7 protein-coding genes are annotated in these 11,081 nt (G+C 66.5%); 4 read left to right on the top strand and 3 right to left on the bottom strand.

What is annotated here, in order from left to right; translation table 11 throughout:
• Positions 1–156: 156 nt before the first annotated feature.
• Positions 157–1,128 (top strand): quinone-dependent dihydroorotate dehydrogenase, encoded by a 972-nt coding sequence (locus tag AX681_RS15795; protein ID WP_066664169.1) that lies wholly within the window; start codon positions 157–159, stop codon positions 1,126–1,128.
• Positions 1,129–1,220: 92 nt separating this feature from the next.
• Positions 1,221–3,020, top strand: coding sequence for an AMP-dependent synthetase/ligase (locus AX681_RS15790; protein ID WP_066664167.1), 1,800 nt, complete (start codon positions 1,221–1,223; stop codon positions 3,018–3,020).
• 114 nt (positions 3,021–3,134) lie between these two features.
• On the opposite strand, the gene AX681_RS15785 is transcribed toward AX681_RS15790, so the two are convergent.
• On the bottom strand, positions 3,135–6,050 hold the full coding sequence (locus AX681_RS15785; RefSeq protein WP_066656714.1) for a M16 family metallopeptidase: 2,916 nt from the start codon (positions 6,048–6,050) through the stop codon (positions 3,135–3,137).
• Between the two features lie 169 nt (positions 6,051–6,219).
• On the opposite strand from AX681_RS15785, the gene AX681_RS15780 reads away from it, so the two are divergent.
• A complete protein-coding gene (locus AX681_RS15780; protein WP_066656717.1) occupies positions 6,220–6,924 on the top strand; it encodes an aspartyl/asparaginyl beta-hydroxylase domain-containing protein in 705 nt (234 codons plus the stop codon).
• On the opposite strand, the gene AX681_RS15775 is transcribed toward AX681_RS15780, so the two are convergent.
• Both AX681_RS15775 and AX681_RS15770 read right to left on the bottom strand, forming a co-directional pair.
• Positions 6,921–9,524 carry a TonB-dependent receptor gene (locus tag AX681_RS15775; RefSeq protein ID WP_066656720.1) on the bottom strand — a complete coding sequence of 868 codons (2,604 nt, stop codon included), beginning with the start codon at positions 9,522–9,524 and terminating at the stop codon, positions 6,921–6,923. The two genes, AX681_RS15780 and AX681_RS15775, sit on opposite strands and share 4 nt — an antisense overlap.
• Before the next feature lie 166 nt (positions 9,525–9,690).
• Positions 9,691–10,701 carry a LacI family DNA-binding transcriptional regulator gene (locus AX681_RS15770; RefSeq protein ID WP_066656722.1) on the bottom strand — a complete coding sequence of 337 codons (1,011 nt, stop codon included), beginning with the start codon at positions 10,699–10,701 and terminating at the stop codon, positions 9,691–9,693.
• A gap of 66 nt (positions 10,702–10,767) precedes the next feature.
• Here AX681_RS15770 and AX681_RS15765 point away from each other — a divergent pair.
• Positions 10,768–11,081 (top strand): endonuclease/exonuclease/phosphatase family protein (locus AX681_RS15765; RefSeq protein WP_331710027.1); only part of this gene is annotated, 314 nt, incomplete at its 3' end.

Genomic DNA, 11,081 nt, shown 5'->3' with positions numbered 1-11,081 from the left:
CGGCGGCGGAGAGCATGACGACTGCATAATCGGTCTGGGCGGAGAGCCGCATGAGGTCCTTCGTTGCGAACAATTCTCAAATCGGAATGATTCGTTCCGATTGGGCAGATGGGCTTGGGCGTAGCGTTCGTCAACCCGTCGCACTATCAGGCGGTCATGCTCTACGACCTGCTGAAGCCGCTTATCTTCACCCTCGATGCCGAGAAGGCGCACCGGCTGGCGATCCGGGCGGCAGCGCTGGCGCCCGGTGGCGCGATCCCGCGGGTGCGGCCGGTGACGATCGGCGGGGTGGAATTTCCTAACCCGGTGGGGCTGGCTGCGGGGCTCGACAAGGATGGCGAGACGATCGACGGGCTGATGAACCTAGGCTTTGGCAGCGTCGAGATCGGGTCGCTGACGCCGCGTCCGCAGGCGGGCAATCCCAAGCCGCGGCTGTTCCGGCTGGTTGAGGATCGCGCGGTGGTGAACCGCATGGGGTTCAACAATGGCGGGATCGATGTGGCAATCGAGCGGGTCAAGCGCGCTAAGCGGCCCGGCCTGCTCGGCATCAATGTCGGGGCGAACAAGGACAGCGATGATCGCGTCGCCGACTATGCGCTGGGGGTGGCCAAGGTCGCGCCGCATGCCGATTATGTGACGATCAACGTCAGTTCGCCCAACACGCCGGGGCTGCGCGACCTGCAGTCGCGGCCGGCGCTGGACGAGCTGCTGCGCGCGGCGAGTGCGGCGCGGATGCTGGACGGGCGGCGGGTTCCGCTATTTCTGAAGGTCGCGCCGGACCTCGACCGCGACGGCATGGCGGGCGTGGTCGGCGCGGCGGTGGATGCCGGGCTGGATGCGCTGATCGTCGGGAATACCACGATCTCGCGCCCGGATAGCCTGCGCTCGCCGCTGGCGCGTGAGGCGGGTGGGCTTTCGGGCCGCCCGCTCGCGGTGCTGGCGCGGGCCAAGCTCGCGGAGGCGCTGGCGATTGCCGATGGCGCGCTGCCGGTGATCGCGGTCGGCGGGATCGATTCGCCGGAGGAGGCGCTGGCACGGCTCGATGCCGGGGCGACGATGGTGCAGATCTACTCGGCCTTGGTGTTCGAAGGGCCGGGACTGGTGCGGCGCATCCTCAAGCGTCTGTGACGTAGCGGCATTGCGATTGGCGGCGGTGGCGTTAGGGTCTGCGCTCAGATCGAGCGCGGGCACGAACTCGCGCCGCAGGAGTTGGGGACAGGATGCGCAAGCTCGAAAAGTTCGACAATCTGGTTTCGATGTTCTTCACCCGCGCAAGGGAAAAGGGCGATGCGCCGTTCCTGTGGGCGAAATCGGGCGGAAAATGGCAGTCGGTCAGCTGGGCCGAGTCGGCGCGCAAGGTCGCGAGCCTGGCGGCGGCGCTCAGGAAATTGGGGCTGAAGCCCGGCGACCGGGTGATGCTGGTCAGCGAGAACCGCCCCGAATGGTGCCTGAGCGATCTGGCGATCATGGCGGCGGGCGGCGTCACCGTGCCGACCTACACGACGAACACCGAACGCGATCACCAGCATATCATCGACAATTCGGGCGCGACGATGACGATCGTGTCCGACGCCAAGCTGGCCAAGACGCTGCTTCCCGCGATCCTGCACACGGCGGGCAGCGTCGGCCATGTGGTGATCGGGATGGAAGAGCTGAAGCTCAGCCAGCCGGGCGCGATCGACTTCCACGACTGGAACGCGCTGATCGCCGCCAACCCGGTCGACGTCGCCGAGGCCGAGCAGGCGGCGGCGCGGATGCAGCGGTCGGACCTTGCCTGTATCATCTACACCAGCGGCACCGGCGGTTCCCCGCGCGGGGTGATGCAGCATCACGGCGCGATCCTCACCAATGTCGAGGGTTGCTGCACCGTGATCAGCGAGGATTTCGGTTGGGAGGACGAAGTGTTCCTGTCGTTCCTGCCGCTGAGCCACGCCTATGAGCATACCGGCGGGCAGCATTTCCCGATCGGGCTGGGTGCGCAGATTTACTACTCCGAAGGGCTCGACAAGCTCGCGTCGAATATCGAGGAGGTGCGCCCGACGCTGATGGTCGTCGTGCCGCGCCTGTTCGAAGTGCTGCGCACGCGGATCACCAAACAGGTCGAGAAGCAGGGGAAGTTCGCCAACTATCTGCTCGACCGCGCGGTTTCGATCGGCGGCAAGAAGGCCGCGGGCCGGAACACGTTGCTCGACCTGCCGATGAGCCTGTTCCTCGACCGCACGCTCAAGCCCAAATTGTCGAAGAAGTTCGGCGGGCGGATCAAGGCGATGGTCTCCGGCGGCGCGCCGCTCAACCCGGAGGTCGGGGTGTTCTTCGAAAGCCTCGGCATCACCTTCCTGCAAGGGTACGGCCAGACCGAGGCGGCGCCGGTGATCAGCTGCAACCGGCCCAAGGTTGGGCTGAAGCACGACACGGTCGGGCCCCCGCTGGAGGGTGTCGAAGTCAAGATCGCCGATGATGGCGAGATCCTTGTACGTGGTGAACTGGTGATGCACGGTTACTGGCGCAACGAGGCCGAGACCGCCCGCGTGCTCAAGGATGGGTGGCTGCATACCGGCGACATCGGCCTGATCGACGAGAAGGGCCGGATCAAGATTACGGACCGCAAGAAGGACATCATCGTCAACGACAAGGGCGACAATGTCGCGCCGCAAAAGGTAGAGGGCATGCTGACGCTGCAGCCCGAAATCATGCAGGCGATGATCGCGGGCGACCGCAAGCCGTACATGACCGCGGTGCTGGTGCCCGACCCCGAATGGACGCAGGAGTTTTGCGCGAAAACGGGGACCAAATGCGACCTCACGGCGCTGCGCGAGAACCCGGACTATCGCGCCGCGATCAGCGCCGCGGTCGACCGGGTGAACAAGGATCTATCGGTGATCGAGCGCGTGCGCCGCTTCATCCTGGCAGATGAGCCGTTCACGATCGAAAACCAGCAGCTGACCCCGAGCCTGAAGATCCGCCGCCACATCCTGAAGGGTGTTTATGGCGAGCGGCTGGATGGTTTGTACAAGGGGTAGTTTCAGACCGAATTGAGTGTTCGTCGCCGGCCTTGAGCCGGGGCTGGGCTTCTTCTTACGCGGATGAAGAACAGCCCTGTCCCGGCTCAAGGCCGGGACGACGGTGGGGGAAGTCTATCGCCCTCCCGCCGTCGGCGTTGCCGCTTTTGCTTCCGGCAGGACCACCATCGACCAGTCCTTGCCCGGCGCGAGATATTTGGCGGCCAGCGCCTGAAGCTCTTCCGGTCCGGTGCGGCCGTAATCGGGGCCGAGCGTGTCGACCGCGGCGAGGCGGCGCGGATCGGTGGTGCCGCCTTCGGTCTGCTGCATCCAGAACGGATTGCCGCTCGACCGGCGGGAGACCATCTGCAGCGTCGGCACCAGCGAACGGCGCAATTCGTCGAGCTCGATCGGCTTGGCGATCAGGTCCGCGGCAATCTCGCGCGCGACGCGGAGGAACAGGTCGGTCTTGTCGGGCGGCAACAGGGTCAGCGCGACCACGCGTCCGCCATTGGGCTGACCGACCGGCCATTGGCTGATCACCGTCGGCGAATAGCTGACCCCCTCGGTCGAGCGGATGCGGTCGAGGATGCGGTCGCGCATGACGGCGGCGAGGATTTCGAGCTTGCGGCCCTCGGCAATATTCGCCGCGCCGCCGCCGGCTTGCCATGCGATGACGGCAGCTGCCTGATCGGGCTCGCCGGTGTGGCGCAGTACCACTGGGCTTGCGACATGCGCCGGGAAGCGCACCGCCGCCGACAGAATGCGCGACGCGCGACGCGGCTTCATCGCGCCGAAGGTGGTGCGCACCGCTTCGATCGCCTTGTCGACGTCGATATCGCCGAATACCTGTACCTCGATCGGTCCGCTGGCGAGCAACGGTTCCCAGAAGGCGCGGAAATCCTTGGCGTTGAGCTTCTGGATTTCGGGCAGTTCGGGGGTTTGCCAGCGCGGGTCGCCGGCATGGAGCAGCGCTTCGAGGCTGTCGCCGATCACCGCGTCGGGCGAGGCCCGGCGCGCGGCATTGCCGGCAATGGCGAGCGCCCGCGCCCGCGCGATCGGTTTGGGGTCCCAACCCGGCACCTCGAGCTTGGTCGCGATCAGGCGCAGCTGGTCGGCAAGGTCGGCGGGCGAGGTTTGGCCGGCAATGACGAAGGCATCGTCGCCCACGCCGAACCGCATGGTGATGCGGCGGTCGCCGGTGATCTGATCGATCTCCTCCTGCCCCAAATTGCCGATCCCGCTTTCGAGCAGGGCAAGGTTGGCGGCCCAGGCCGGGGTCTGGCGGTTGGACGGCAATGCCTGCATCCCCCGGCCGAAGCGGACCGACACATAGACGCGGCCGACCTCGCCCGGATTCTGGAAGAACAGGCCGGTGACGCCATTGGAATAGCGTACCTGTTCGATTTTCGGATCGGCGACGGCGATCGATCGCGCCGCGACCGTGCCGGGCGTGCCGAGCTTGGGCAGCGACGCAAAGCTTACATTGCCGAGCGCGGCGCGCGCGCCGGCGAGGCCCGAGACGTCGGCCTGCAGCGCGGCGGTCAGCTTGGCCTGGATATTGGGATCGGCAACGCGCGTGTTGATGATCGCACGCGTGGCGACCCCCTGCAGCACGCGCTGGGTCGATGCCAGCACGCGTTCGGGCGTGAACATCTTCGCGTCGATCGCACCCTGGAAGATGCCCAGGCTGCCCTGTTCGCTGGTCGTCACCTCGTTAATGTCGACCGCCGCGACCAGCGTGTCGGCGCGGATCGATCCGGCGGTCACGCGCGCGGTATCGATCTGGTTGCGCATTTCCGAGGCGATTTCGTTGACCTCACGGTCGATCTCGGCCTGAGTCGGGGCGCTGGCAAGCGCATCGGTAACAACGCCGCGCACTTCCTTGAGCGCCTTTTCCCAATCCTCGCCGATCGGAATCACCTGGATCGTGGTGATGTTGGCCGAGCGCACCGCATCGGACAGATCGGCGCTGGCCTGAAGATAGCTCGATCCGGCACGTGCGCGGCGTTCGAGCCGGCGGTTGATGATCCGCACCGCGACGAAATCGACCCAGCGCTCCTGATTGAACTTCACCGTATCCGCGAACACCGTCCAGGGGCGCAGCGTGGCGAGCACGACAACGGGGGGCAGGGTCGGTTCGACCAGCGCCGCGCTCTTGGGATGCGCGTCGCTGGGCTGGCCGAAATCGGGGTTGGCGGGATTGGGGCCGACCCCCTGCCATGCCGCGAAATGCTTGGCGATCTGTGCCTCGAACAGCGCGGGATCGAGGTCGCCGACAATCACCAATGTGGCGCGTTCGGGGCGATACCAGCGCTGGTGAAATGCGCGGACCGTATCGGCGGTGGCGCCGGTCAGGGTCTGCACTGTGCCGATCACCGGACGGTCGGCAAAGCGCTGTCCCGCGAACAACAGGCGGCGGCGCAGATCGTCGAACCGCTCCTCCGGCCCCAGCGCCTCGCGCTGTTCGGCCAGCACGACAGGACGTTCCAGCGTCAGCGATTCGGTGGTGATATTGGGCGCCGCCATCATGTCTGCGAGGATCATCATCGACTGATCCAGGCTCGCCTCGGTCGCATTGGGCAGGTCGAGCTTGTAGGTGGTCGAAACCGGCGTGGTGCTGGCGTTGCTGTCCGAACCGAAGGTGACGCCGAGCCGCTGCCACACGCGCTTCGATTCGCCGTCAGGGACTTTGGACGAACCGCGGAAGGATAGGTGTTCGAGCAGGTGGGCAAAGCCCTTTTCGCTGTCCTGCTCCATCAAAGAGCCTACCGCGATGTGCAGCCGCACCGCGACCTGACCGGGGGGGACGCCATTCTTGCGCACCGCATAGCGCAGGCCGTTGGGCAACGTCCCGAAGCGCCATTCGGGGTCGTGGACAATGTCGCTGCCCTGGTAGAGCCAGGGCGTCTTGTCGACCGTAACCGGCGCCGGGGTGGGCGCGGGGGCGGTCCGGGCCGCAGGGGCGCTGGACTGGCCGAGCGCGGGCAGCGCCGCAGCGATCAGCAGGAAGGGAAGGGCGAGCGGCCTAACGCGCGAGAACAATGCCATCGCGGATGAGCTTAGCTTGGATGAAGGCGACGTGCCAGACGCCGTGGAAACGCTTCGCCGCGTGCCACTTTGGCGCGGGTTCGGCCATGTTTTGGACCCAGACTCGGCCTAGCCACGGGTCCAAGCCGCGACGGTGCCATCGTCGACGGACAGCAGGGCGGGGCGTTACGTGTATCAGCGGTCGATTGTTCGGAGCGAGGGCGAGCCACTGGCGCTGCCTATTGCCGCGTCGCGGTCGCCGATTCGGCGCGCGTCGCGTCGTGCCGCACTGGCCGAAATTGCCGACCGGATGATTGGTGGGTGCTCGCTGGTGCCGGTCGCGCCGGTGCTGGATGTGCGCGCCTTTGACTGGACCGGGGGGCTGCGCGACCACTGGCGCACGATCCGGGATGAGGCGCGTTTTGCGGCACTCGACGGCGATCGGGCCGGCGCGGAAGGCCGTTTCGCGCTGTGGCGCAGGGGCGGTCGCGAAGCGGTCAATGCCGCCCGCTGCCCGGCAACGGCGGCGGCGGTGGCGGCGATTCCGGGACTCGATAGTGCCAGCTTTTCGGTGCTGCCGCCTGGCGCGCATGTGCCGGTGCAGCGTGGGCCGACGCGGGGGCTGCTCACCTGTCATCTGGGGCTGATCGTTCCGCGCGACGGCGATGCGCGGATGCGCGTCGGCGACCGGGTGATCCGCTGGGCAGAGGGCGAGACACTGGTGTTCGACGACACCTATGAGCACGAGGCGTGGAACGACAGCGGCAGCACCCGCGTGGTGCTGCGGGTGCGGGTCCGGCGGCCGCTGCGCCAGCCGGGGCGGTGGATTGCGGACGCGTTGCTGCGACTGCGGTCGGCGCTCCCCGGCGGGATCGCCGACCGGGTCGCGGGTTAGAACTTCGCGCGCACGCCGATCGAGAAGCGGCGTTCGGACAATGCGTAGCTGTTGAGCGCGACCGGTCCGGCGGCGCTATATTCGGTCGTCGCCGAATCCTCCGGGATCAGATTCTGCGCCTGAAGCGATAGCGCGATACCCTTGGCCAGATCGATGCCGATCTGCGCATCGAGCTGCGAGCGCGCGCCGATGTAGCTCGGCCGTCCTTCGGAGAATTCGAACACCGCCGCGTCGCGGTAATTATAGGCGATTCGCGCCGAGAACGCGCCTTTTTCGTAGAGGCCGACCAGATTGTAGCTGTTCTTCGACACCGCGACGAGCGGGAAGCCAGCATTATCCTCCGAGTCCGAGAAGGTGTAGTTGGCGATGATGCCGAGCCCGTCGAGCGGCGCGGGGAGGAAGTCGAAGAACTGCTGGACGCCGACTTCGAACCCCTTGATCTTCGCGCTGGCGAGGTTTTCGGGGCGCGAGAAGGTCAGCTCCCGCCCGGCCGGGTCGAGACTGGTGTCGACGCCAGTGGTGACGAAGCTGGCGATGAAGTCCTTCACGTCCTTGTAGAAGAAGGCGCCCGAGATGAGCGAACTCTTCCCCGTATAATATTCGAAGCTGATATCCGCCTGGGTCGAGATCGGCGGGTCGAGCGCGGCATTGCCCCCGGTCACCGACAGGTTGGTCGCGTTGAAGAAGGTCGATGGCGCAAGATCGGCAATCGACGCGCGCTGCATCGTCTGTGACCCCGACAGGCGGACGAGGAAATTGTCGGTAACGTTGAACACGATGTTCGCGCTGGGCAGCACGTTGGTATAGTCGTTCTCGTCGGTGACGAGCGTGCTGGTGGTGCCGACATTGAGGAAGGTGTCGACCGACAGCTTCGTCCGCGCGATGCGCACGCCGGCATTGGCGGAGAAGGGGACACCGCCGATATCGCCCTTGGCCGAAACCATGACATAGCCGGCCAGCGTCTTCTCGCTGAAATCATAATCGCGCTGCGAATTGGGGAGCAGGGTCGAGCGGTCATTGGGGTTCGGGTTAGGTTGGGCCGCCTGCGCCCGGCTGAAGACATAGTCGAAGGTCGGCGCGGTGCTGAGGAAGGCGCGCGGGAAGCTGCCCGGAATGTCGGGCAGGAACGATCCCAGGGTGACCTGGCGCAGATAGGGTTCGATCTCGGCGCGGGTCGGGGTCACCTGGCTACGATAGGCGTTCGACCGCGCGTGGAGATCGGTGTAGCGCACCCCCGCTGCCAGGGTGAACCCGCTGTCGAATTCATAGGACAGGTCGAGCTTGCCGGTCCATTCCTCCAGCAGGCCGAGCAGGCGGTTGCTGCGCACGCCGTTGCTGGCCGGATTATAGGACGCATAGGCAGTCGGGTCCCAGGTGCCGAGGTTGAGGCTGGGGATCGTCCCATTGCGGAAGTCGAAGGCGCCGGGAACCAGCGCCGTCCCCTGCAGCGTGATGATCTGGATCGTCTGGTCGATCGTGCCCTTGCTGTAATAGCCATCGGCCTCGACCGTCAGCCCGCCGCTGTCATATTTGCCGTTGAGGCCATAGAGATAGCTTTCGGTCGGCTCGTTGCGGATTTGGCCCGCCGTGGTGACGGTGCCATTGGCGGTGCCCGCGACGACCACGCCGTTTTCGACCACCCGGTTGCTCACCGGATTGCTGCCGGTCGGCAGGCGGAAGGCGAAGAAGTCCTGGTGCCGCCCGGTGGTTAGGCGCGAGAAGAGCGCGTCGGCGGTCAGCACCAGTTCGGGCGTCACTTCGACCTGCACCGCGCCGTTGAGGCCGATGCGCGAACGATCGACGACGAAATTTTCATATTGCAGCAGTGCCGGGGTGGGCGTCACCGCCGCGCCGGTGCCGGTATAGGTGCGGTTGAGGAAATTGTTGCGCTCGAACGCCTGGGTGGTCGAAGTGCGCTTCTGATATTCCGCCGCCAGCATCACGCCGATCTTGCCGTCGGCGAATTTGGTCGTGGCAAAGCCGGTCAGCACCGGCTCGAAGGTCTCGCTATTTTCCGAATAGACGCCGGTCGCGCGCAGCGAGACGGTGGGATTGCGGAAGTCGAGCGGCTTTGGCGTGACGAGGTTGACCGTGCCGCCGAGCCCGCCCTCGGCCTGGCTGGCGAGCGGCGATTTGCGCACTTCGAGCCGCCCGAACAGGCTGGAGGGCACCGAATCGAGACCCGACGACCGGCCAAGCTGGTCGTTCTCCGGCGGCGACAGGCGCGCCGACCAGCCGAGCAAGGTGCGGCCATCGACTTCGACCCGGACTTGCTGAAGCCCGCGCACCGACACCGACTGGCCCTCGCCAAACACGCGGGTGATCTGGACGCCGGTCACGCGTTGCAGCGCCTCGGCGACGTTCGCGTCAGGCAGCTTGCCGACATCCTCGGCGGTGATGACGTCGAGGACCTGGTCGGCCTCACGCTTGATATCGGCGGCGCGCTCGAGCGAGGCCCGGATGCCGGTGACGACGATTTCGTCCTTCTCGGCTTCGGCCGGCGGCGCGGCGTCCTGCGCGAGCGCGGGCGTGCCGATCGCGAGCGCCGTGGCGAGCGCGGTGACGGCGATGCCGCCGGTGACGGATGACTGGATGCGCATCGATTTCCTCCCCATTCCGCACGGAACGGGCAGGGGCCGGGTGCCACGCGCACACATGGTCGTCCCGCTCCGCGCCGTGCGCCAACTGCCCCGGCTTAGACACCGGTGTCAGATAGTTGTCCTACAAACTCGTTTCGGAGTCAACAAAGATGTCGGACAACTTCGCTCAGCGCTCTGGCGCGGGACCGGAGCTGGCGCGGGGGATGAGGCGGGTGTCGAAGGTCAGCCGATCGCGTGGGCTTTTGGCATCGAGCAACAGTTCGGCGGCGCTGCGGGCGAGTTCGTGCACCGGCTGTCGGACGGTGGTGAGCGGCGGCCAGACTGCGGCGGCAAGGTCCGAATCGTCGAACCCCACGATCGAGAGTTGATCGGGTACGGCGATCCCGCACTCATGCGCCACCGCAAGCGCCCCTGCCGCCATATCGTCATTGCCCGCGAACAGGGCGGTCGGCGGGTTGGTGCGATTGAGCAGCGTACGCGCGGCACGGCGGCCCGAATCAATGCTGTAATCCCCCGCCACGACCAGCGACTCGTCGAACGCGATGCCGTGGGCGGCGAGCGCGGCGCGATAGCCTTTGAGGCGCTCGACCGAGGAGATATGCGTGTCCGGGCCCTTGATGAAGGCGATCGCGCGATGCCCGTGGGTCAGCAGATGCGCGGTGGCCTCCTGCGCCGCGCTGGCGTCGTCGATCGTCACCGATCGCCCGACATCGCGGCGCACGCCCGGCTCGATCCGCACATAGGGCAGGCCGCGCCGGTCGAGTTCGTCGAGCAGCCCGGCATGTTCGGTCACGGGCGGCGACAGGATCAGCCCGTCGAGGTGCGTTTCATCGACCAACGCCGCGACATCGGCGACGAGGCCGGGCGCGGCGCTGTCGACCGGCTGGGTCAGCAGGCGATAGCCATGTTCGGCGCACCCCTCCTGCGCGCCGGCGAGCAGGTGATAGACATAATAGGGGCTGGGGTTGTCGTAGAGCAGCCCGACCTGAAAGGATTTGCGCCCGGCCAGCGTGCGTGCGGCGAGGCTGGGGCGGAAATTGAGTTCGGCGACGACCTGCTCGACGCGGCGGCGGGTTTCCTCGCTGACGTTTTTCTCGTTGTTCAGCACGCGCGAGACGGTCTTGAACGACACGCCCGCGAGTTTCGAAACTTCCTTGATCGTCGGCCGTCGCGCCATTTGCCTCCCCTGACGGGTCAGGCATAGGTGACAGCGTTGGCAACAGGCAAGAGTGGAGTTGTGCGTATGGATCGGCGCGGAGTGATGGTCGCAGCGGCGGCTGGACTGGGGCTGATGCCCGGATTGGCCCATGGCGCAGCGCGGCGGGCCGGGTTGCGGGTGATGAGCTTCAATGTTCGGCTACCGCTCGAGTCGGATGGGGCGAACCGGTGGGAGGCGCGGCGCGACCTGTTTGTCGCGACGATCCGGCGGAGCGATCCGGATATCATCGGGACCCAGGAATTGTGGAAGATCCAGGGTGACTATGTAGTGGAGCGGCTGCCGCAGTTCAGCTGGTTTGGGATCGACCGGCGGGGTGGGCGGGGCGACGAGCATATGGG

The organism is Sphingomonas sp. CCH9-E2 (assembly GCF_001557215.1).
GTDB lineage: Bacteria > Pseudomonadota > Alphaproteobacteria > Sphingomonadales > Sphingomonadaceae > Sphingomonas.
Note: the sequence above shows the minus strand (reverse complement) of the source record. Positions and strands in the feature narration are given on the sequence as shown.